Annotated in this window: 20 protein-coding genes; 13 read left to right on the top strand and 7 right to left on the bottom strand. The window is 66.6% G+C overall.

Annotated elements, in window-relative coordinates:
• Positions 1–23: 23 nt before the first annotated feature.
• From QZ294_RS05695 to QZ294_RS05670, 6 genes are all read right to left on the bottom strand, one after another.
• Positions 24–1,259: a pyridoxal-phosphate dependent enzyme gene (locus QZ294_RS05695; protein WP_297047834.1), complete on the bottom strand. Its 1,236-nt coding sequence runs from the start codon at positions 1,257–1,259 to the stop codon at positions 24–26.
• 74 nt (positions 1,260–1,333) lie between these two features.
• The gene (locus tag QZ294_RS05690) at positions 1,334–2,137 is read right to left on the bottom strand and encodes an aspartate dehydrogenase domain-containing protein (RefSeq protein ID WP_297047832.1); all 804 of its coding nucleotides are present in this window, start codon (positions 2,135–2,137) and stop codon (positions 1,334–1,336) included.
• Positions 2,134–2,865 carry a GntR family transcriptional regulator gene (locus tag QZ294_RS05685; protein ID WP_297047829.1) on the bottom strand — a complete coding sequence of 244 codons (732 nt, stop codon included), beginning with the start codon at positions 2,863–2,865 and terminating at the stop codon, positions 2,134–2,136. Before QZ294_RS05685 ends, QZ294_RS05690 begins: the two co-directional genes overlap by 4 nt.
• Before the next feature lie 578 nt (positions 2,866–3,443).
• A complete protein-coding gene (locus QZ294_RS05680; protein WP_297047827.1) occupies positions 3,444–4,124 on the bottom strand; it encodes a class II aldolase/adducin family protein in 681 nt (226 codons plus the stop codon).
• A complete protein-coding gene (gene thiL / locus QZ294_RS05675; RefSeq protein WP_297047824.1) occupies positions 4,121–5,170 on the bottom strand; it encodes a thiamine-phosphate kinase in 1,050 nt (349 codons plus the stop codon). Before thiL ends, QZ294_RS05680 begins: the two co-directional genes overlap by 4 nt.
• Position 5,171: 1 nt before the next feature.
• Positions 5,172–7,481 carry an ATP-dependent helicase gene (locus QZ294_RS05670; RefSeq protein WP_297047822.1) on the bottom strand — a complete coding sequence of 770 codons (2,310 nt, stop codon included), beginning with the start codon at positions 7,479–7,481 and terminating at the stop codon, positions 5,172–5,174.
• A 212-nt stretch (positions 7,482–7,693) separates the two neighbouring features.
• Between QZ294_RS05670 and QZ294_RS05665 the strand changes: the two genes are divergently transcribed.
• The 12 genes from QZ294_RS05665 (at position 7,694) to QZ294_RS05610 (ending at position 19,134) form a co-directional block, all read left to right on the top strand.
• A complete protein-coding gene (locus QZ294_RS05665; protein WP_297047820.1) occupies positions 7,694–8,251 on the top strand; it encodes a hypothetical protein in 558 nt (185 codons plus the stop codon).
• A gap of 469 nt (positions 8,252–8,720) precedes the next feature.
• Positions 8,721–9,617, top strand: a complete 897-nt coding sequence (gene speB, locus QZ294_RS05660; protein WP_297047817.1) for an agmatinase — start codon at positions 8,721–8,723, stop codon at positions 9,615–9,617.
• On the top strand, positions 9,614–10,444 hold the full coding sequence (gene panB / locus QZ294_RS05655) for a 3-methyl-2-oxobutanoate hydroxymethyltransferase (RefSeq protein ID WP_297047815.1): 831 nt from the start codon (positions 9,614–9,616) through the stop codon (positions 10,442–10,444). Before speB ends, panB begins: the two co-directional genes overlap by 4 nt.
• 228 nt (positions 10,445–10,672) lie before the next feature.
• Positions 10,673–11,746 (top strand): flagellar biosynthesis protein FlhB, encoded by a 1,074-nt coding sequence (gene flhB / locus QZ294_RS05650; RefSeq protein ID WP_297047813.1) that lies wholly within the window; start codon positions 10,673–10,675, stop codon positions 11,744–11,746.
• A gap of 67 nt (positions 11,747–11,813) precedes the next feature.
• Entirely contained in the window at positions 11,814–13,925 is a 2,112-nt protein-coding gene (flhA, locus tag QZ294_RS05645; protein WP_297047811.1) for a flagellar biosynthesis protein FlhA, read from the top strand.
• 230 nt (positions 13,926–14,155) lie between these two features.
• Positions 14,156–15,280: a flagellar biosynthesis protein FlhF gene (locus QZ294_RS05640; RefSeq protein WP_297047810.1), complete on the top strand. Its 1,125-nt coding sequence runs from the start codon at positions 14,156–14,158 to the stop codon at positions 15,278–15,280.
• A gap of 33 nt (positions 15,281–15,313) precedes the next feature.
• The gene (locus tag QZ294_RS05635) at positions 15,314–16,126 is read left to right on the top strand and encodes a MinD/ParA family protein (RefSeq protein ID WP_297047808.1); all 813 of its coding nucleotides are present in this window, start codon (positions 15,314–15,316) and stop codon (positions 16,124–16,126) included.
• Between the two features lie 117 nt (positions 16,127–16,243).
• A complete protein-coding gene (locus tag QZ294_RS05630; protein ID WP_297047806.1) occupies positions 16,244–17,023 on the top strand; it encodes a FliA/WhiG family RNA polymerase sigma factor in 780 nt (259 codons plus the stop codon).
• 18 nt (positions 17,024–17,041) lie between these two features.
• Positions 17,042–17,422 (top strand): chemotaxis response regulator CheY, encoded by a 381-nt coding sequence (locus tag QZ294_RS05625; RefSeq protein WP_297047805.1) that lies wholly within the window; start codon positions 17,042–17,044, stop codon positions 17,420–17,422.
• A gap of 168 nt (positions 17,423–17,590) precedes the next feature.
• The gene (fliL, locus tag QZ294_RS05620) at positions 17,591–18,262 is read left to right on the top strand and encodes a flagellar basal body-associated protein FliL (RefSeq protein ID WP_297047803.1); all 672 of its coding nucleotides are present in this window, start codon (positions 17,591–17,593) and stop codon (positions 18,260–18,262) included.
• A gap of 60 nt (positions 18,263–18,322) precedes the next feature.
• A complete protein-coding gene (locus QZ294_RS05615; protein WP_297047801.1) occupies positions 18,323–18,649 on the top strand; it encodes a hypothetical protein in 327 nt (108 codons plus the stop codon).
• A gap of 59 nt (positions 18,650–18,708) precedes the next feature.
• Positions 18,709–19,134 carry a hypothetical protein gene (locus QZ294_RS05610; RefSeq protein ID WP_297047799.1) on the top strand — a complete coding sequence of 142 codons (426 nt, stop codon included), beginning with the start codon at positions 18,709–18,711 and terminating at the stop codon, positions 19,132–19,134.
• A gap of 40 nt (positions 19,135–19,174) precedes the next feature.
• Here the strand turns inward: QZ294_RS05610 and QZ294_RS05605 are convergent, their stop codons facing one another.
• Positions 19,175–19,378 (bottom strand): helix-turn-helix transcriptional regulator, encoded by a 204-nt coding sequence (locus tag QZ294_RS05605; protein ID WP_297047796.1) that lies wholly within the window; start codon positions 19,376–19,378, stop codon positions 19,175–19,177.
• A 185-nt stretch (positions 19,379–19,563) separates the two neighbouring features.
• Between QZ294_RS05605 and QZ294_RS05600 the strand changes: the two genes are divergently transcribed.
• Positions 19,564–21,108 (top strand): outer membrane homotrimeric porin, encoded by a 1,545-nt coding sequence (locus tag QZ294_RS05600; RefSeq protein WP_297047794.1) that lies wholly within the window; start codon positions 19,564–19,566, stop codon positions 21,106–21,108.
• Positions 21,109–21,268 lie beyond the last annotated feature (160 nt).

The raw sequence follows: 21,268 nt of genomic DNA, 5'->3' as shown, positions 1-21,268 counted from the left end.
CTCCCTTGGACTGGTGGATGGAGCTACAGGGCACCCCGGCGTTCGAGTTCCGCGATGGCCGCCTCTGCCGTGGCCGGAACGGCATCCGGCAATTCGGCATCGCTCACCGCCACTTTGGGAGCATTGAGTCCGTGGCCGGTCAGGGTGCAGACCACGCTTTCGCAGGCAGCGAACGCCGGGTCGCGGCGCCTGATCTTTTCCAGCGCCGCCACGGCCACACTGCCCGCGGGTTCCGTGAACAGGCCCTCCTCACGGCCCAGCTCACGGATCATATGCACAAATTCCTCGTCGCTGACGCTGAAGATGCCGCCCCCGCTCCGCTTTGCCACCGCCAGGTCATACTTGCCCCAGAACGGATCGTTGTTCATGATCGCATCCGAGAGCGACGGCTTCTTTTCCACCGGAGTGACGGTATCGCGGCCCTCAAGCCAGGCCGTTTCCGTGGGATTGCAGGCCGAAAGCTGGACACCGTAGAGCCGCGGCAGCTTCCTGATGAGTCCCATGTCCAGCAATTCCCTGAAGGACTCGTACATTGCCACCAGGCCGGCGCCGCCGCCGCAGGGCACGACCACCGCATCGGGCGCGTGCCCCAGCTGGCGCACGATTTCATAGCCTGCCAGCCGCTTGGCCGCCACGCGGAAAGGATTCGGACCGCCGCAATTCACCCAGCGAAAACGCCCGCTGAGTTCCGCGCAGACCCGGCTGGCCTCGGGCATGCCGCCCCTGACGCGCACCACCGTCGCCCCGTAGGCAATGCTCTTCATCACCTTAGAAGGAGAAACCTGCTCCTGGATGAAGACCACGGCGGGCAGGCCCGCGCGCGCGGCGTAAGCGGCCACGCTGGCCGCATTGTTGCCCGAAGAGGCGATGCTCACGCCCGCGTAGCCATGTTCCAGGGCCTTGAGCGTGCAGAACGCCGTGCCCCGGTCCTTGAGCGACAGGGTCGGTCCCATCTCCAGCTTGAAGCGCAGGTCGGCGATGCCCCGGCGCGTGCCGATGCTGCGGGAGCGCAGGAGCGGACTCTCCGTCTCGCCAAGGCTGACACGGTCGATGAGGCGTTCGTCCTCCAGCGGCAAAAGCGCGCGCCACTGGCGCAGGAATGTATCCTCGGGACCGGGCATGACCGGCGAGAGCGCGCGGCGCAACTCCTCCAGATCGTACTTTACCCAGAGCGGCTCACGGCAGTCCGGGCAGGCCATCCGCCGTTCGGTCTCACAAAAGGTCTTGCCGCAACTGCGGCACTCCAGTGTGCAGGGCATTGTCCTCTCCTGATTGTCGATACTCGTGTGGGCGCCCGTGGCGCCCGGACCATGGCCGCTGTGCGCCGGGAAGCTCAGGTGCCCACGCGCACCGCGGAACTCAGGTCGCGCAGGAGCGCCTTGACGGAATTGGCCGCCAGCAGGCTCGTGCGCGGGTTCTCCGGCAGGGGCGGCCCTGTCACCTCGGTCTCCAGACGGCAGCCGCCGGCTTCGGCCGAAAGGCGCTGGCGCGTGACTGTTGCCGCCGGGTCCGCGTAGATGCTGATGCGCGTGCGGTCCACGCCGATGCCGGCCAGGCTCACGGTAATGGCGAGATTCACATTGGCGGGAAATGCCGCGATGGCTTCCCTGGCGCTGCCGCTGAAGACCAGACGGGGACCATCCAGCCCCTCCAGCAGCGCGCTGTTTTCCGGGCGCTGAAAATAGGGGGCGCCCGCGAGACTGCGCGGGGCCTTGGTGGTGGTGATCTCCACGCGTTCCAGCCCAAGCTCGCGCAGGGCCAGCAGACCGTCGATGCCGACGATGCCGCCGGAGGGCAGATACACCTCGCCGCCGCTTTCCCGCACAAAGGCAAGCAGCGTGTCATCCAGCGCGAACCCGCCCACGCTCAGGGTGAGCACCCGGGTCCCGGCGGCCACGGCCCGGCGCACGATGCCGGGCATGGCGGCTGCCGCAGTGGCCTCCACAAGGAGATCGGACTCACGCAGCAACGCCCCAAGGTCGAGTCCCGGCGCGCCAAGCTCCGCCGCCAGGGCAGCGGCGCGCCCCGCGTCCGCGTCACAGACGCCGGCAAGTTCCAGGCCGGGAACGCCGCCCCCGGCCGCAAATGCGGCGATGCTCCGCCCAACGGCGCCACTTCCCACAACACCGACCCTCATGCCGCGCCTCCGTGCCCGACACCGGGCGTGGGGGACCGTTCCCCCTTGTCCCCGGCTTCCCGCGCCGAAAGTTCCGCGGCCAGCATGCGGCAGATCCCCTCCCCCACTTCCATATGATGCCGTCTGAATACCGCATCGATATACAGGACATCGCCGGTGCGGACCGCCTCCAGCAGAAAACGGTGACGCCGCGCCCGTTCCGCCAGGCTAAAAATCTCCCGCCAGTAGCGATAATAGAGAAGGCGCGAGATATCCTTGCATATCTTGCGCGTGTGCAGGGCAAAACCGGCTAGATGACCGCCCCCGCACAGCAGCTGGTGGAACTCGCTCCCCAGACGCTCTATCTCGTCGATGCCGCTGCCCGTGCGCGCGGCGCGTTCCATGGCGCCCACCAAAGCTTCCAGCCGGTCGAACTCCACGGCGGTCAGATGCGGGAGCGCCCGTACCGCGAGGGCGCCTTCAATGACGCCCACCAGATAGGCAGTGTCGAGGATCTCCTGCGGGTTCATCTCGCGGATGACACGCCCCCGGTAGGGATACGAGCAGATGACCCCCTCGTTGGTCAGGGTCTGGAGCGCTTCCCGGATAGGCGCCCGGCTGGCTCCCAAGGCATCGGCCAGCATCTGCTCGGTGATGGGCGAACCGGGCTTGAAGATGCCCTGGCGCAACGCGTCACGAACATAGTCGATGACCTGCTGGGTGAAGGTGTGCCTGCCATTCTCTTCCACAGGGACCCCCGTCGTGGCCGCTGCCGCCACGGGTCCGGCCGCTGCCCGGCGCCCTTTTGGCGACATGCTGAATGTTTATTGTCGACAATTTTTAGTACGTGATTAATGAAGAAAATGTCAACCTTTGTACCTATAATTTTTCTTATAATGATTTCAAGTAATTACTGAAAACACTCTGCCCATCCGGGCAGACCGCGACTCCCGGTTTTCTCTGGAGAATCGACAACCAGGATGATGCGGGGGTCTGGACAGGGCCGGAAAGGAAGTTTCACGAATGCGCGCCGGAATGCACGCCGGAATGCACGGGGGAAACCCAGGGACAGGCTGCCGGACACCGGAAGGCCCGGCCGGCGGGACGGCAGCCTGCGGGAAGGCGCGTCGCATCCCCGGGGACGCGGAAAAGGCGGGATATATGGCGGGGAGGCCTCCGGCGCGCGGAAAACGCCGGGAACGCAGGCGGGACGCAGGCCGTCGCGGGCCTGCGGGAAGCAAGGAAACGTCCGGACGCCGGCAATTACGCAGATCGCGCCGGAGCGGGACGCCCGGGGATCATGAAGAAAAGGCCCCGGCGCGCGGTGTCACCCCGCCAGAAGCTGGATGGCGGCAAGGTGTTCCAGCTCCTCGCTCATGGTCAGGGCCAGGGAGAGGCTCGGCGCGAAGCAGCAGAGTCCGTGCCGCTCCATCCACACGGCCCCGCCGGCGGCGCCCCCCGCCGCTGCCGGGGGAAGCGACGCGGCGGCGGCGGCCACGGCATCGGCAAGCTCCCTGGTGCCGGGGGGGAGCGCCGGGGCAAAGGCCAGCCGGACCCGCCAGGCATCCGCCTCATAGAGCGGCATGCGGAGCAGAAACTCCTCCGTCGTCCCTTGCGCGCGCCCGGCAAGGCTCAGGGCGAGCAGGTGGCGCGGATGGGTATGGAGCACGGCCCGGCACTCCGGCCGCGAAGCGTAGAGCGCCAGATGCACCGCCGCCTCGGACGATGCCGGCCCGTTGGCGAGGCAATGGCCGGAACGCGCGTCCAGCAGGCAGACATCGGCGGGCGTGAGACGCCCCTTGGCCGCGCCCGTGCGCGTCATGCAAAGGAGGCTGTCCGTTTCCGCTCCCGCCGCGCTTTCCAGGCGCAGGCTCGCATTGCCGTTGCAGCCGGAAAGCAGGCCCCCCCGCCAGGCGTCGCGGCAGACGCGGCGCAGTTCCTCCGCGCAACGGCAAACGCTCCCGGGGTCGGCCAGTCCCGCCGGCGGCGTCATGTTCCCGTTCTTCATGCCTCTTCTCCCTCCCCCGTTGTCCGGCCGCACGCCGCCTCGAAATGGTCGAAACCGCGCAGGCCGTCCAGCGACTCGCCGTTGCAGACCAGGCCGCCGCCGTCCGTCACCGTGCCGATGGCGAAAAAGCCGGGGATGGCCGCGTGCAGCGCCGGAAGCATGTCAGGCGCGCAGGCGCCCAGCAGGGCATAGTCCTCGCCGCCGAGCAGGGCCTCATGCACCGGGTTTTTGCCGTGCTGTGCGGCGTATCGGAGCAGTTCGGCATGCAGCAGACGCTGCGGCAGGACTAGATCCGCCCCCAGGGCATCGCCGTGCAGGCCCAGCTCGCCGGACAGGCCAAGCAGGCGCGGCAGGTCGCGCATGAGACCGTCCGAAAGATCCATGAGCGCGGGTGGCCGCGCATTGCAGCCCGCGCGGGCGAGCATGAGTCCGGCGCCCACCTGCGGCTCCGGCCGCAGATGGGCCGCGCAGGCCATGGGCCAGTCCTCGAGGGCCGCGCGCCCCCGGCTCTCCAGCACCGACAGGCCCACGCGCGCCAGCCCCAGAGGACCCACGACAAAGAGCGTATCGCCAGGCATGCTGCCGCCACGGGAAAGAAAGACGGGCGACTGGTCGGCCTGGACGCTTTCGCCCCAGACCGTCACCGAAACATGCAGCTCCCCGCAGCGCGACAGGTCCCCCCCGGCAAGGGCCATGCGCTGCTCGCGGGCAAGTTTCGCCATGCCCCGGAAAAACGCGTCGAGCCACTCCATGTCCGCCCAGTCCGGCAGGCCGAGGCAGAGCGTGAAGGCCAGGGGCCTGGCCCCGCAGCCCGCAAGATCGCTCACGTTGACGGCCAGCGCCTTGTGCCCCAGTTCTTCCGGGGTGAAATAGGCGCGGCGGAAATGCACATCCTCAAGAAAGAGGTCGCTGCTCACGCACAGGGGGCGGTCCCCCCGCAGCACGGCGCAATCATCGCCCCTCCCGAGCAGGAGGGAGGGATGGGTATTGGGAAAATGACGGCCGAGGCAGGCGAGGATGCCGTCCTCGGAAGGCAGGGACAGCATATCAGTCCTCCATGATGAGATAGTCCGTGAGAATGACCTTCAGCCCGAATCCGGGGAAATTCACCTGCGCCTTGTCAGGGGCGATGCGGCGCACGATCTTGCCGCGCCCGAAAATGCGGTGACGGCAGTGACAGAGCGGACCCTCCGGAGCCTCGGCCGCCCCGGACGCTTCGCTCCCCCCGGATACTGCGGATACCGCGGATACTGCGGATGCCGCGGGCGCCGGACTGCCGGGACGGGACCATTCCTCCGGCGGCAGCTGGCAGTCCTCCCCGGGCGCCTCCGGCCGGGATGCCGGTCCCCCTCCTTCCACGGCGGCGCGCGGCGGCCGGCAGCGGAGTCCGCCCCCGCCGCGCCGGGCCAGACGCCCGCCGAAGCCCTCGACCCACTCCTCGGCCAGGCCGGGCGCAAGCTCGCGCACAAAGGGGCTTTGCGCCGCATGGAGGGTGCCGCGCTCGGCGCGGTCGTAGATGGTGGCGGGCGCGTACAGCTCAAGACGCTGCCGGGCGCGCGTGCAGGCCACATACATGAGGCGCCGCTCCTCCTCGAAATCCTCGGGCCGCGTCAGCGCATGCCGCGAGGGGAAGCGGTCCTCCACCAGGTCGATGAGCAGGACGACGCCCCACTCCAGCCCCTTGGCCGAATGCACGGTGGAAAGCGTGATGCGGCCCTCGCCGTTGTCCGGGCCGTCGTCCGCGTCTTCCTCGGGCGATTCCAGGGCAAGGTCGGCAACGAACAGATCCAGGGCGGCGTAGCCCGAGGCCATCTGGAGGATCTCTTCCAGCCCCTGCTGGCGGCGCGGCCAATCCTCGGGATAGCGGCTTTCCAGACGCGGGCGGTAATGGTCGAGCACCTGATCGAAAAACTCCGCCGGAGCCGGAGCCGCCGCGCGCAAGCCCTCCACAAAGCGCAGGTCCTCGCGCAACTCGGGAAAACGGGCGAACGCCCTGTCCACCGCGCCCGGCTCGCCCGTACGCAGGGCCGTGTGCAGCCGTTCCACGGTCCTGGGACCAACGCCCTTGTGCATGGCCGCCACGCGGGCAAAGGCGGGCAGGTCCAGCGGATTGAGCGCCAGCCGGGCAAAGGCCACCACATCGCGGATGTGGGCGGCCTCCACAAAGCGCAGGCCGCCGTACTTGCGAAACGGGATGCCCGCCCGCCTGAGCGCCACCTCCAGCGCGAAGGAATGGAAACCCGCCCGGAACAGGACCGCGATCTCGTGCGGCAGGTAGGTTTCCAGAAGCTCGCCGATGCGCCGCGTCACCAGGGCGGCCTGGGTCTCGTCGCTGAGGGGCGTCACCAGCCGCACGGGTTCGCCGCCCTCCCGGCGCGTGAACAGATGCTTGTTGAACGATTCCGCCGCGTGTTCCAGCAGATTGTTGGCGACATCAAGCACCGGCCGGGTGGAGCGGTAATTCTCCTCCAGCGGCAGGATGCGCGTGCCGGGGAACAGTTTCGGAAAATCCAGGATATTGCGGACATTGGCGCCACGGAAGGCATAGATGGACTGGGCCTCGTCCCCCACGGCCATGACGTTGCACAGCGACGGGTCCGCTCCCTCCGCGGCCGGGGCACCCGGCAGCGGCCCGGCCAAAAGGCGCACGATGCGCGCCTGGACGAGGTTGGTATCCTGATACTCGTCCACCAGGATGTGCCGGAAGCGCGCCCGCAGCGCGCCGGCCGCGGCCGCATCGTTCCGCAGCAGGGCCTCCAGCTCGAAGAGCAGGTCGTCGTAATCCAGCAGGCCGTTCTCGCGCCGGTAGGCGTCATACGCCGCGCCCAGGCGTTCCAGCTGCTCCACATACGGTTCCAGATGGAAGGCCTCGCGGCGCAGCACCTCGGCCAGGGGCAGTTCCTTGTTGCGCGCCTTGCTGAGAAAGGCCACCACGCTCGCGCTCCTGGGAAAGGAACGGTCGCCCTTGCCCAGCCCGAGACTGGTCTTGCACTGGCGGACCGCCGCGGCGATGTCCGCCGCATCCATGAGCGTGAACGGACGATCGCCCAGCCACGCCGGGCGCCAGCGGCGCAGGACATTGAAGGCGAAGGCGTGGAAGGTGCCCCCCTGGACGCCGGAAAGCCCCTGCCCCAGGAGCGCCCCGGCGCGCTGGAGCATCTCGTGCGCGGCCTTGCGGGTGAAGGTGAGGAGCAGGATGGACTCTGGCGGGACGCCATGCTCGGCGAGCCATGCCAGACGATAGACGATGGTGCGCGTCTTGCCGCTGCCGGCGCCCGCCACCACCAGCACCGGGCCGTCTCCAGCGGTGACGGCCGCGAGCTGGGCCTCATTGAGCGCCTGGGCGTAGTCGATCATGAGCGTTTCCCGGGATCTGTCCGTGGCCGCCAGTTCCCCCGCGCCGCAGACGCCCGCGGCGGCTCCCGCAGCGGCGCGGAACGGACCGATGGATATTCGGCATCTTCTAGCACAGGGACGCCGGAAGGTACAGCGCGGCGCCGCGCGTTGACGCGGGGCAACGGCGCGCTTATGCTGCCCCATCTTCAAACGAGCAATGCCGGGAGGGCGACGTGCCGGAAGCGCAGGAAGAATTTCGCAATGCCGTGGAGCAGGCCCTGGAGGCCGTGATGTTCGAAAACTGGCTCCGCTTCCATTTCATCGGGGAACTGCCGCCCGACCCGGCCACTGCCGCCGGGGACGCGCCGGAAGGAACGGAAGAGGCGGAACGCCTGTGCATCCGCGTGCCGGAAAAGGCCATGGCCCGCATCGGCGAGCTGTATCCCCACCTGCTGCCGCTGGCCGAACACATGAACGGACACCCCGTGGACTTTGAGACCTCGCGGCGCGCGGTCTGCACCTTCGTCCTCGAAAAGCTGGACGGCAAGACCATGCCCAGGGACATGGCGGCCGTGGTCTTCGGCAGCGCCACCTTCCAGATCCAGCTCCAGCTGTTCCACGCCTGGGTGCAGCTGCACGAGGAACAGCTGGACCAGGGCTTTCAGGAATTCGGCGCCTGGCGCACCCTGTTCGGCCAGTGGCGCGCCACCCCGGGCGCGCGCGACCTGGCGGAAAAGCTGGCGCTCGCCGCGCAGGGCCGGGCAGCCACCGAAGGCGCCGGCCCGCAATAGCGCGCTCCCGCGCAACGCATGCCGTGTGCACTGCCACTGTTCGCGGCCGCCCCGCGCGGCTGGCGCGGGACTGTTTTTCCGTGCGGGGCGCGGGCCGTTTGCCGCGCCGCGCTTCCGGCGGACAAGATTTTTTACGCGCCGGGCAGCGAAATGCCCCGCCGGCGTGGCAAACGTTTAATTTTTTTTACGCACAGCCAAACAGAAACAAAAAAACTTTCCTGAAATTCAAGTATGTTAGAAAAAATCCCGCAATTCTTTAACTTGGCATGAGCATTGCAATGTTCTCAGTACCTTCCTTTCTTTTGCTGACAGCCTCCTCCAAATAGAACGGCCCGCATCCCCGGCGGGCCGTTTTTTTGCCTCCTCCGCCCGGCGGCACGCCGCCGGGCATTGCCGTTTCGCGCCGGATGGGAGAGAATGGCGCGCATCGGGCGCCGCCGTGGCCGCGCCTGTCCCAAGGAGTTTCCGCATGAGTGACGCGTTCCTCGCTTCCGAATATCCCCCCGCCGCTCCCGAAAGGGCGGCCTTTCACGTCATCCCGGCGCCGCTGGAGCGCAGTGTTTCCTACGGCGGCGGCACGGCGGCCGGTCCGGCGGCCATCCTGGCCGCGTCGCAGCAGCTGGAGGCCATGGAAAACGGCATGGCGCCGGGCGAGTCAGGAATTTATACCGCGCCGCCCATAGATGCGTCCGGGCATCCCGAAGCCGTGCTCGGGCGCATCGAGGACGCCGTGAACAGGGCTGTGGCGGCAGGGTCCATCCCGGTCCTGCTGGGGGGCGAACACACCGTCACCCTCGGGGCCTTGCGCGCCCTCGCCCGCCATGCGCGCGAACGCGACGAGCCTCTCGGCGTGCTCCAGTTCGACGCGCATGCCGACCTGCGCGACGAATACGGCGGCGACCCGTATTCCCACGCCTGCGTCATGCGCCGGGTCGTGGCCGATCTCGGCCTGCCGCTGGTGCAGTTCGCGGTGCGCGAGATCAGCCGCGAGGAAGTGGAGGTCCGGCGACGCTGCGGCGTCACGCACTACGACGCCTATTTTCTCGCCCGGGTGGGCCTGCCCGAGCAGCCGCTGCCCGAAGGGTTCCCGCGCCGCATCTATATCAGCTTTGATGTGGACGGTCTGGACCCCTCCCTCATGCCGGCCACGGGCACGCCCTCGCCGGGGGGACTCACCTGGAAGGAGACGCAGTTCATCCTGGAGCGTTGCGTCAGGGGGCGCGAAGTGGCCGGACTGGACGTGGTGGAGCTTGCGCCCATCCCCGGGCTGCACCATGCGGACTACACGGCCGCGCGGCTCACGCACCTGCTCATGGCCCTGGCCGCGCGCGGCGGCGACACGACCACACAAGGAGGCGCACAGTGAAGACCACAGCGGCCAGCTTCAGACAGGCCAAGGGCGCAAGAAAGCTCACCATGCTCACGGCCTATGACTATACCGTGGCGCACATTATGGACCAGTGCGGCATCGACGCCCTGCTGGTGGGCGATTCCCTCGGCATGGTCATGCTGGGCTATCCCGACACGCTCGCCGTCACCGTGGAGGACATGATCCACCACTGCGCGGCCGTGGCGCGCGGCGCAGGCTCGCCCCTGGTGGTGTGCGACATGCCCTTCATGAGTTCCCAGCGCGGCGTGGACGACACCCTGCGCAACGCCGGGCGCCTCGTCAAGGAAGGCCGCGCCCAGGCCGTCAAGCTGGAGGGCGGCGCGGACTTCGCCCCCGAGATCCGCGCTCTCGTGCGCGCGTCCATCCCGGTCATGGGGCATCTCGGCCTCACGCCGCAGTCCGTCAATGCGCTTGGCGGCTACAAGGTGCAGGGCAAGAGCCTCGCCGCGGCGCAAAAGCTGCTGGACGATGCCCGCGCCGTGCAGGACGCCGGGGCCTTCGCCCTGGTGCTGGAGTGCGTGCCCGCCGCGCTGGCGGCCCGCATCACCAGGGAGCTGGAGATCCCCACCATCGGCATCGGCGCCGGGCCGGACTGCGACGGCCAGGTGCTGGTGTGGCAGGACATGCTCGGCATGTTCGACCGCGTGGCGCCCAGATTCGTGCGCCGTTTCGGCGCCGTGGGCGATGCCATGCGCGCGGCCTTCAGCGAGTATGCAACGGCCGTGCGCGACGGAAGCTTTCCCGCGGCCGAGCACTGCTACTCCATGGAGGACGAGCGGGAGGTGCTGGAAAAGCTGTACTGAGCGGCAACGCCGCCCGGGGCTGTTTCGGGAGGTTTTGTTATACTTTTGCGTTGGTGACGCGGCCGTGCCATGGGGGGGGGTACTGCGGACCCTTTCGGGAACGCTCTGGTTCCGGGGCGCGCGGGCGACGGCATCCCGGGCATTCTGGCACTCTTCTTGCTATTCCTCTGACGACGTCCCGCGCGGCCCGAAGACCACGGGCCGCGCGGACATCGGAGGGGGAAACAGATGTTCGGAGCGCAGAAAGACCCAAGCAGAACGGAACCGGCAACGCCCAAGCGCATCAGGAAACAGCGCCAGGAAGGCAATGTCCCCAAGTCCGCCGAGCTGGGCAAGGCCGTGAGCCTGACCGGCGGCATGCTGGTGCTCTCTGTCTGGATCGGACCCATGAGCGAGTCCATCAAGAACATTTTCCGCCGCTTTCTCGTCCACTCCTGGGAGTTCGATCCCAATCCGCAGAACGTCTATATCCTGACGCAGGAGCTGATGCTGGAGCTGTGCAAGATCATCATGCCCATCCTGCTCTTTCTGGCGTTCGTGGGCTTTCTCGCGCAGCGCATCCAGGTGGGCAAGCTCTGGACCACCAAGGTCTTCAAGTTCAACTGGCAGCGCTTCAACATCCTCAAGGGCCTGAAGCAGATGATGTTCTCGCCGCAGACGGTGCTGCGGACCATCAAGAGCCTGCTCTTCGCCATCATCCTCTGCCTCATCCCCGGCTGGATCATCTGGCAGGAGCATGAGAACTTCCTGCCCATGTACTATGCCACCACCGAGGGGGTGGCCGCCTACATGCTCCAGATGGCGTTCAAGCTTGCCTCCTACGCGCTCCTGCCCATCCTTGCCATCGCGGCGTTCGATGTCTGGCAAACGCGCTTCGCCTACAGGGAAGGCATGAAGATGACCAAGGACGAGGTCAAGGACGAACAGAAGCAGGCCGAGGGCGATCCGGTCATCAAGAACAAGCAGCGCCAGAAGATGATGCAGGTGGTGATGCAGCGCATGCTTCAGAATGTGCCCAAGGCGGATGTGGTCGTGACCAACCCGACGCATATCGCCGTGGCCCTGCGCTACAATGCCGATGAGTTTCCGGCGCCCGTGGTGCTGGCGAAGGGCGCGGACCACCTGGCCGAAAAGATCAAGGCCGTGGCGCGCGAACACAACGTGCCCATCCGCGAGAATGTCCCGTTGGCACGAGCTTTGTATAAAGCAGTGGAAATCGGCGACATGATTCCCGAAGAGCTGTACAAGGCGGTTGCCACCCTGCTGGCGAGCATCTGGAAACTCAAGCCCAGGGCCAACTAGCGGGTAAGGATGGACGAACGGGACACGGTGGGGGCCGACCCGGCAAACCATGGGGAGCGTCAGGAAAATGGCAACGACAGGACTTCCGCAATTCGATTACAGCCGTTTTTCCAAGCACGGGGAACTGGCCCTGGCGGCGGGCGTGGTGGTCATCCTTTTCGTCATGCTGGTGCCGCTGCCGACCTTCTTCATGGACATCATGCTCTGCGTGAGCATTTCCATTTCGCTGCTCGTCCTGGTGACGACCATGTTCATGAACTCGCCGCTCGAGTTCACCATCTTCCCCTCGCTCCTGCTCATCACCACCCTTTTGCGGCTGGCGCTCAACGTGGCCTCCACGCGCCTCATCCTCCTCAACGGCGATTCCGGCGTGGAGGCGGCGGGCAGCGTCATCCGCTCCTTCGGCGAGTTTGTGGTGGGCGGCAGCTATGTGGTGGGCGGCGTCATTTTCATGATCATGTTCATCCTCAACAAGACGGTCATCACCGCGGGCACCACGCGCATCGCCGAAGTGGCCGCCCGCTTCACCCTGGACGCCATGCCCGGCAAGCAGATGGCTATCGAGGCCGACCTCAACGCCGGTCTCATCGACGAGGACGAAGCCAACGACCGCCGCCACGCCCTGCGGAAGGAGGCGGACTTCTACGGCGCCATGGACGGCGCCTGTAAATTCGTTTCCGGCGACGTGAACGCGGGCATGATGATCACCATGGTCAACATCATCGGCGGCATCATCATCGGCGTCGTCCAGAAGGACATGGACTGGGGTTCGGCCCTCACCACCTATTCGCTCCTGACCATCGGCGATGGTCTCGTCTCCACCATCCCGTCCATCATCGTCTCCACGGCCACGGGCCTGCTCGTTTCCCGCGCCGCCTCCGAAGCCAAGATGGGCGAAGAATTCCTGGCCCAGCTCACGTTCAACAGCCAGGCGCTCAAGATGGTCTCCGGCGTTCTGGTGATCTTTGCCCTGGTGCCCGGCCTGCCCGCCATCCCCTTCCTCGTGCTGGCGGTCCTGCTCTTCCTCGTCTCCCGGTTCTCCGCCGCCAACGAGGCCGAAGACGCGGCCGACGCCAAGAAGAGCAAGGGCAAGGGCAAGAGCGGCGCCGGCTCCCCGGCCACGGCCGACACGCCCGAGGAAGTGCAGGCCCTGCTGCCGCTCGACGCCCTGGAACTCGAAGTGGGCTACGGACTCATCCCGCTGGTGGACGAGGAGCAGAGCGGCAACATCCTGGCGCGCATCCGCTCCATCCGGCGGCAGTTCGCCCTGGACATGGGCGTGGTCATCCCCTCGCTCCACCTGCGCGACAACCTCCAGCTCAAGCCCGGCCAGTATTCCCTGCTCATCAAGGGCAATCAGGTGGCTTCGGCGGAGATTCTCGTGGACCATTTCCTGGCTATGGACCCCGGCAACGTGACCACCCAGATCAGCGGCATCGAAACGCGCGAACCCGCCTTCAACCTGCCCGCGCTCTGGATACCCGAAAGCCAGCGCGAGGAGGCCATGCTCGCGGGCTACACCGTGGTGGACCCGGCCACCGTCATCGCCACCCACCTGACCGAGGTCTTCAAGCGCCATCTGGCCGACTTCCTCGACCGGCAGGCCGTCCAGGGGCTTCTCGACACGGTGGCGAAGCACTCGCCCAAGGCCGTGGAGGACCTCGTGCCCGGCACCATCAGTCTGGGCGGCGTCCAGAAGGTGCTTCAGCTGCTCGTGCGGGAAAACGTGAGCATCCGCGACATGCTGACCATCGTGGAGACCCTGGGCGACTTCGGCGGCAGCGTCAAGAACCCGGAAATGCTTGCCGAATATGTGCGCGAAAAGCTCTCCCGCTCCATCGTGCGCCCCTATCTCGACAGCCAGGGCGTGCTGCCGGTGCTCACGCTCAACGGCAACGCCGAGCGCATGGTCCAGGAGGGCATCCGCCAGACCGACAACGGCGCGGCCTTCCTCTCGCTCAATCCGGCGGCGGCCCAGCGGCTCATGCAGAACATCAGCGCGGCGGTGGAAAACGCGGTCAATACCGACGGCCAGCCCGTCATCCTGGCAAGCCCCATGGTCAGGCCGCACCTGGCGCAGCTCATCACCCGCTTCATGCCCACCGTGCCTGTCATTTCCCAGGCCGAGATCCCGGCGGACATCCGCCTCCAGTCCGTGGGCACCGTGGGCGCCGAGTAGCGGAACCATCTCTTCCCCAGGCGCAGGAGACCCGTCGGCCGGAATCCCGGCCGGCGGGTTTTTGACATCCGGGGATGCGGAGCGGGGAGAAGGCCCCGGCATGCCGGGGCAGGGCGGCCGGAAAATCCCGTTTTACACTGGCCCCTTTTTTGCATACTTTAGCGTGCCGCCGGAAAACGGACGGCGACCACACGAGACGCGGCCCGGCCGCGCGGCAAAGGAAGCGGACCATGCAGGTAAAAACATTCACCGGCGCTTCGTCGCAAGAAGTCCTTGCGCGGGTCAAGGCCGAAATGGGTCCGGATGCCGTCATCCTCGGCAACCGCACCTACCGCAAAAACGGCGTGGTCTGCCATGAAATCACGGCCGGGCTGGAGCGCAACGCGCCCGGCGCCCCCACGGCGCCGTCGGGTCCGGACGCCGCGCCCGGCGGCTGGAGCGAATGGCACCGGGAATGGATGCAGATCAAGGATCAGCTCTTTGCCCTCATGAAGCCGGCCATCCAGTTGGAGCGGCTCACGCCGCGCCAGCGCATCGCCCTGGAATACCTCCAGCGCGAGGGCGTGGCCGACGCCGTTGCCGTGGACCTGTACAAGCGCCTGCTGGCCGATCCCGGCGCCTCGGTGCTGGAATGCCTGTGCGGCATGGTGCCCGTGCGGCCCTTTGGCGCGGCGGAATGGCCGCAGCGCCTCCATCTGGTCACGGGTCCCTTCGGCGCGGGCAAGACCACCACGGCCCTGCGCTTCGCGCTCCAGCTCAGGGCGCGCGATGCCGGCCTGCGTATCGCCTTTGTCAACGCCGACTGCCTGCGCGGCAACGGGCGCCTGGTCCTGCGGCACTGGGCGGAGCTTTCGGGCTTTGCCTATCATGAGGCGGCCGACCGCGAAAGCATGGCCCGCGCCCTGACGGCCACGGCTCAGGCCGATGCGGTCTTCATCGACACGCCCGGCATGGCGCGCGGCGAGACCCTGGCACGCTGGCGCGCGGCCATGGGCCTGGACACGGCGGCCACGGACGACGCCGCCTGCCATCTGGTGCTGCCGCCCTTCTGCGATGCGCTCCAGGTGGAGGAATTTCTCGGGCGCTACCGCGCCGACGGCCCGGCGAGCATCGTCTGGGCCAAGCTTGACGAAGCCGTAAGCTTCGGGACCATCGTCAATGTCGGTGCCGGAACGCAGATCCCCGTTTCCGCGCTCTCCTACGGCGCGGAACTCAAGGAGAGCCTGTCCCCGGCCACGGAGCCGCTCATCTGGCGGCTGATTTTCAAACGGCAGATCCCCGGCCGACCGGGGGGGGAAGGCGGCGCCTCCGCCCCCGGGAGCGAGTCCGCCAGGCTGACCGGCCGCACGGCCTGAAACCGTCCAGAGCGCGAATAGCGGAGCAGAGCGATGAGCGACACGCTACCCATGGTATTTTCCGTCACTTCCGGCAAGGGCGGTGTCGGCAAGACAAATCTCTCGGTCAACCTGGCCTGCCGCCTGGCGGGCATGGGCAAGCGCGTGGTCCTCGTGGATGCGGATCTGGGCCTTGCCAATGTGGACGTCATCCTCGGGCTGACCCCGCAGAAGAATCTTTTCCATCTCTTCCACGAGGGCGCGTCCCTGCGCGAGGTGCTTTTTGAAACGCCCTACGGCTTCAGCATCCTGCCCGCGTCGTCGGGCGTGGGCGAGATGCTTGCCCTGTCCACGGGGCAGAAGCTCGAGCTGCTGGAGGCCGTGGGCGAACTGGAAGACGAACTGGACTATCTGGTGGTGGATACCGGCGCGGGCATCAGCGACAATGTGCTCTACTTCAACCTGGCGGCGCAGGAACGGCTGCTCGTGCTCACGCCGGAGCCGACCTCCCTCACGGATGCCTATGCCCTCATCAAGGTGCTCAAGCTCACGCACGGGGTGGAGCATTTCAAGGTCTGCGTCAACATGGCGCAGGACCAGAAAATCGCCCGGGAAGTCTTTTCGCGCCTCTATCAGGCCTGCGACCACTTCCTGAGCGGGGTATCGCTGGAGCTGACGGGCATCATCCCGCGCGACCCGGCGGTGCGCGAGGCCGTGGTGCGCCAGGAGCCGTTCTGCATCGGCGCGCCGGAAAGCCCCGCCGCGCTGGCGGTGGACGGGCTGGCCGCGGCCATCACCCGCTGGGAACCTCCCCGGCAGACGGACGGCAACATCAAATTTTTCTGGAAAAAACTCCTGTTCGGCTAGGCTGCCGGACGCGCACACCAAAACTCCGCCGCCCGGCCGGGCGGGCAGATGGGCGGCGGCAACCTTAATGGCATGCGAATGCCGGGAGACGAAGAGGCACAACGCGGGAAGGATGCGATGAAAAGCGGCACTGCGCGCTCCGGCGTCGTCCAGCCATGGGAATCGCTGGAAACAGGCGCGACGGAATGGGGAGATTTTTCGCCCCATGAGCAGGAACAGATCGTGCGCCATTACGCGCCCAAGATCAGGTTCCTTGCGCTCAGGCTCAAGGCCAAGCTGCCGAAGAGCGTGGAACTGGGCGAACTCATCAGCTCGGGCACGCTCGGCCTTATGGAGGCCCTGGGCAAATTCCGCCCCCAGCTCGGCATCCGCTTCGAGACCTATGCGGAAAACCGCATCCGCGGCGCCATGCTGGACGAGCTTCGGCGGCTGGACTGGTTCCCCCGTTCGCTGCGCCAGCGCGTGCGCGTGCTCGACGAGGCCATGCGCGCCGTGGAGCACGAGCACGGACGCCAGGCCACGGAAGAGGAGCTGCAACGCATCACCGGCCTGGAACTGCGCGAGGTGCGCCAGGGGCTGGAGGCCCTCCAGAACCAGCTCTGGCTCTCGCTCGACGCCATCCAGGACAGCGTCTCGGGCGACAGCGCGGAAAACGGCGGCGAGCCTTACAGCAATACCGCCATGCGCGAGCTTGCCGAACGGGTGGCCCCGCTTATCGAGCGCTTGACGCCAAGGGAAAAGTTGGTACTGTCGCTCTACTATACCGACGAGCTGAACATGCGGGAGACCGCCGAGGTGATGGGCATCACCGAGGGCCGGGTCTCGCAGCTTCACACGCAGGCCCTGAACCGTCTGCGCCGGGAGTTTGTCAGCCACTACGGCGAATCCGACGTCTGAACCGCAAGGAGACTGTCAATGCCATACAATCCCAATATGCGCGTCCTCATCGTCGATGACTTTTCCACCATGCGCCGCATCGTGCGCAACATCCTGCGCCAGCTCGGCTTCAACAACGTGGTGGAGGCGGATGACGGAACCACGGCATGGGAAACCCTGAACCGGGAAAAGATCGACTTCATCGTTTCGGACTGGAACATGCCCAAGATGACGGGCATCGAGCTTTTGCGCAAGGTGCGGGCGAGCGAGCAGTTCGCGGACACGCCCTTCCTCATGGTCACGGCCGAGGCCCAGCAGGAAAACATCATCGAAGCCGCCCAGGCGCGCGTCTCCAACTATATCGTCAAGCCGTTCACGGCGGACACGCTGAAGCAGAAGATCGACAAGATCTTCCCCTAGGGCGGTCGCGGCACCGCGCGCGGTTTTGCCCCGCCGCTCCTCCCGCCCGGGGGAGCGCCCGGAGCAGGAGACGCGCGGGCATGACGCGGCGGCGCCCCGCTCACGGCGGGAAACGGCCGCTGACGAGGGCGCGGGCGGCCAGAGCCGTGGCGCGCCGGGAGTGAGCAGGTGGCAGAGACCGATCTCAAACAGGCGGCCCCCCCCACGGTGGAGGTGGCCGGCGCGGGCGCGGGGTCCCAGCTGAAAAAAGTCGAGCTGGACCTGGACGACGCCCCCTTCCTCCAGGCCGAGGAGCCGGCGGACGCGCCCGTGCCGCGCGATGCCGACCCGCCGGCCACGTCCGACGCCCCTGACGCCGCCCCGGGCGGCAAGCGCAAGAAGCTCCTCATTCTGGGAGCGGCTGCCGGCGTCCTGCTCCTGGTGGCGGCCGCCGCCGTGTGGTGGTTCGTCTTCCGCACGCCGCCGCCTCCGCCCCCCGAAGCCCCCAAGCCGGAAGTGGTGGTGGTGCCTTCCACCCCACCCGCGCAATCCGCCCCGGAGATCATCAAGGAATTCGCGCCGTTCGTTGTTCCCACACAGGACGCCCAGGACGGCACGCGCTTTCTTGTCTGCAAGTTTTCGGCGATCATCAGGAACGAGGGCACCGGCCGCGAAATGGACGAGCACATGCTCTCCCTGCGCGACGCCATCTATTACTACCTGCGCAGCAAGGAGAGCGCGTTCCTCATGGATGCGCACAACGGCCCGGAAATCAAGAAGGATCTTCTGGGCGTGCTCAATGACTACATGACACAGGGCAAGATCGAGGATATCCTGTTCGAGAGCTATCTGAACCAGTAGACCACCGCGGGAGCCGCCCCCGGCGCGGCAGGAAGCCGGACCGCCCGCAAAGGAGAGCCTGTGAGCATCGACACCACCATGGCCGTGCTCTACGCCCAGAGCGGACTCTCCACATCCGTTGCCAACGCCGCCGTGGTGGCGCCGCAGGCGGCGGTTGCCATGTCGCGGGTCCTGGCCGCCGAGCAGGCCAGGATGGAGCGCCAGCAGGTGGAAAAGAGCGAAAAGCCCGAAGGGCCGGACATCCAGCCTGACGGGCACCGCGGTTCCGCCTGGTTCGGCAGCCGCCGCAGGCGGGCGCGGCGTGGCCCGCTTGCGCCGGAAGAGCCGGACGAGGCCCGCCCCTCCGCATCGCCGCTGGTGGGCAACCTGCTCAATGTAAAGGTATAGCGCCTTCCCGCGCGGCTGGGCCGCCGGAGACGCGCAGCCACGATGACGGGAATTCCCCCATGCCCGACACTCTCCTCTTCCTCCTCTTCCTCGGCGCCTGCACCCTGCTGGAGCTTCTCGTGCTTGGCGGGGCGCTGGTCTTCTATCTGCGCCTGCGCCGCTCCGAAAGCCTGCTCAACACCCTCCAGGACAACCAGCAGAGCCTGCTCGCGCGCATCGAGATGAACGCCCGCCTGGAGCGGGAGATCGTGGCGACCTTCGCCCAGCGCCAGGCCGAACTGCGCGAGCTGGACGAGAAGCTCTCGGAACGCGTGACCGAGCTGCGCCGCCTGCTGGAACAGGCCGAAGGCATTTCCCGCTCGCCACAGTTCCTGCGCGAGATCATCCTCAACGGCCGGCGCAAGGGCCTTTCCAGCCGCCAGATCGCCCGCAACGCGGGCCTGAGCGTGGATGAGGTGGAGCTGATCCTCGCGCAGGAGCCGTAAGCCCCGTCCCCATTTTTTCCATATCCAGCCCGTTCTCTTCCTACCGTTCCCAGTCGAACAGGTCCGACACCTCCACATCCAGGGCCGAGGCGAGCTTTTCCAGCGTCTGGAGCTTGCAGGTGGCGATGCGGCCGTCGCGCGCGCGGGCCACGGTGTCCGGTCCCACATTGGACTGGAACTGGAGTTCTTCGTACGTCAAATTTTTTTGACGCATCAACTTGCCGAGATTACTTACAAAAGGCATACATCCCCCTTCCGGAACCGGGCTTTTTGCTTGGATGTAGCCTAGAAATCCTTGACATCCACTTGGCTAGAGCCTAGTAATGGGCCACGGACCAATGTGTCGGGCGTTTGCCCCCGGGGGGCAAAAATTTGTACGGCACGGGGAACGGTCCGCATTCAGGAACCTTTTCTGAAAGGAAGGACACAATGAAAAAGATCGCGACGCTTCTTTTGGCGGCCGGTCTGGTGTTCGGCGCCGCCACCGGCGCCAGCGCCATCGACTTCAAGGCCAAGGGCCAGTGGATCATGTCGTTCGACTACGGCCAGAACGGCAGCTTCCAGGGCAAATACAAGGGCCACACCCCCACCGGTTTCAACGGCAAGGAAGATGACTTCGAGGCCCGCCAGCGCGTGCGCCTGCAGTTGGACGCCGTGGCTTCCGAATCCCTCTCCGGCACGGTGGCCTTTGAAATCGGCAAGGCCGTGTGGGGCAAGGACAGCGCCGGCACGGCACTCGGCGCCGACAAGACCGACGTCATCAAGCTCCGTTGGGCCTACATCGACTGGATGGTGCCCGAGACCGACCTCAAGGTCCGCATGGGCATCCAGCCCCTCATCACCCCGGCCTACGCCTCCGGCAACTCCGTGCTGAACGCCGATGTGGCCGCCGTGGTCGCCAGCTACCAGATCAACGAGATGGTCGGCGTGACCGCCTTCTGGGCGCGGCCCTTCAACGACAACTTCGAGGGCTATCAGGGCACCGACCACAAGAACGGCTGGCGCGCCAACTACATGGACAATATGGACGCCTTCGGCCTGCTCGTGCCGCTGACCTTTGACGGCGTGAAAGTGACCCCCTGGGGCATGTATTCCGCCATCGGTCCCAACACCTTCCGCGCTACCGACGGGGATGCCTTTGACAACATCACCGGCACCGCTTCGGGCCTTGTGGGCGCCGGACTCCTCCCGGTGGGCGGCGCGCGTCACAAGAACTTCGACAGCGCCGACGGCGTTGCCAGCCGCAAGCTGACCTCGTATGGCAATGCCTGGTGGGGCGGCCTCTCCGGCGAACTGACCATGTTCGATCCCTTCCGCTTGGCGTGGGACTTCGAATACGGCTCCGTGACCTGGGAAGACGACGGCCGCCTGAACCGTCAGGGCTGGTTCGCCACCCTGCTGGCCGAGTACAAGCTTGACTGGGCCACCCCCGGCCTCTACGGCTGGTACGCCTCCGGCGACGACAACAACCCGGCCAACGGTTCCGAGCGTCTGCCCAGCCTGGACGCCGATAACACCAACAAGTACTCCACCTTCGCCTTTGACGGCGATCCGTTCATTGCCCGTGACACGGTCATCGGTCACAACATGGCCGGCACCTGGGGTGTGGGCGCGCGCTTGAAGGACATGAGCTTCATCGAAGACCTGAAGCACACCTTCCGCGTCAACTTCATGGGCGGCACCAACAGCAAGTCCATGGCAAAGAAGCTCTCGCTTGACGGCAAGTGGGCCAACTCCGGCATGGACGGCATGGAAGCCATGTACCTCACCACTGGCGACACCGCCCTCGAGCTGGGCCTGACCAACACCTACAAGATGTACGAGAACTTCACCGTGCAGCTGGAAGCCGACTACGTTGCCCTGTGGCTCGACACCAGCAAGTCCGCGTGGGGCGCCCGCCATCGCGAAGGCAGGTCCATCCCGCAGACCAAGGACGCCTGGAACATCAACGCGAGCTTCGTGTACTCGTTCTAGAGCGCTACGCAATTTCATTGCGTAACGCTCTGGCGGCTGCGAGAGCAGACGCCCGCGCCGGAATAAGGCGGAAAACCGCGTTTTTCCGCCAAAATGAAGGCAGCGAAACCTGAGGAAAATATCTGTCGTTCAGATATTTTCCTCAGCAAAATGCTCCAGG

Source organism: uncultured Desulfovibrio sp. (assembly GCF_910584445.1).
In the GTDB taxonomy this organism is placed as follows: domain Bacteria; phylum Desulfobacterota; class Desulfovibrionia; order Desulfovibrionales; family Desulfovibrionaceae; genus Desulfovibrio.
Note: the sequence above shows the minus strand (reverse complement) of the source record. Positions and strands in the feature narration are given on the sequence as shown.

What these genes read in the sequence shown, in the direction of transcription:
- QZ294_RS05695 (WP_297047834.1), bottom strand. Translation starts at nt 1,259, where the DNA reads ATGCCCTGCACACTGGAGTGCCGCAGTTGCGGCAAGACCTTTTGTGAG.
- QZ294_RS05690 (WP_297047832.1), bottom strand. Translation starts at nt 2,137, where the DNA reads ATGAGGGTCGGTGTTGTGGGAAGTGGCGCCGTTGGGCGGAGCATCGCC.
- QZ294_RS05680 (WP_297047827.1), bottom strand. Translation starts at nt 4,124, where the DNA reads ATGAAGAACGGGAACATGACGCCGCCGGCGGGACTGGCCGACCCCGGG.
- thiL (WP_297047824.1), bottom strand. Translation starts at nt 5,170, where the DNA reads ATGCTGTCCCTGCCTTCCGAGGACGGCATCCTCGCCTGCCTCGGCCGT.
- QZ294_RS05670 (WP_297047822.1), bottom strand. Translation starts at nt 7,481, where the DNA reads ATGATCGACTACGCCCAGGCGCTCAATGAGGCCCAGCTCGCGGCCGTC.
- speB (WP_297047817.1), top strand. Translation starts at nt 8,721, where the DNA reads ATGAGTGACGCGTTCCTCGCTTCCGAATATCCCCCCGCCGCTCCCGAA.
- flhB (WP_297047813.1), top strand. Translation starts at nt 10,673, where the DNA reads ATGTTCGGAGCGCAGAAAGACCCAAGCAGAACGGAACCGGCAACGCCC.
- flhA (WP_297047811.1), top strand. Translation starts at nt 11,814, where the DNA reads ATGGCAACGACAGGACTTCCGCAATTCGATTACAGCCGTTTTTCCAAG.
- QZ294_RS05640 (WP_297047810.1), top strand. Translation starts at nt 14,156, where the DNA reads ATGCAGGTAAAAACATTCACCGGCGCTTCGTCGCAAGAAGTCCTTGCG.
- QZ294_RS05635 (WP_297047808.1), top strand. Translation starts at nt 15,314, where the DNA reads ATGAGCGACACGCTACCCATGGTATTTTCCGTCACTTCCGGCAAGGGC.
- QZ294_RS05630 (WP_297047806.1), top strand. Translation starts at nt 16,244, where the DNA reads ATGAAAAGCGGCACTGCGCGCTCCGGCGTCGTCCAGCCATGGGAATCG.
- QZ294_RS05625 (WP_297047805.1), top strand. Translation starts at nt 17,042, where the DNA reads ATGCCATACAATCCCAATATGCGCGTCCTCATCGTCGATGACTTTTCC.
- QZ294_RS05610 (WP_297047799.1), top strand. Translation starts at nt 18,709, where the DNA reads ATGCCCGACACTCTCCTCTTCCTCCTCTTCCTCGGCGCCTGCACCCTG.
- QZ294_RS05605 (WP_297047796.1), bottom strand. Translation starts at nt 19,378, where the DNA reads ATGCCTTTTGTAAGTAATCTCGGCAAGTTGATGCGTCAAAAAAATTTG.
- QZ294_RS05600 (WP_297047794.1), top strand. Translation starts at nt 19,564, where the DNA reads ATGAAAAAGATCGCGACGCTTCTTTTGGCGGCCGGTCTGGTGTTCGGC.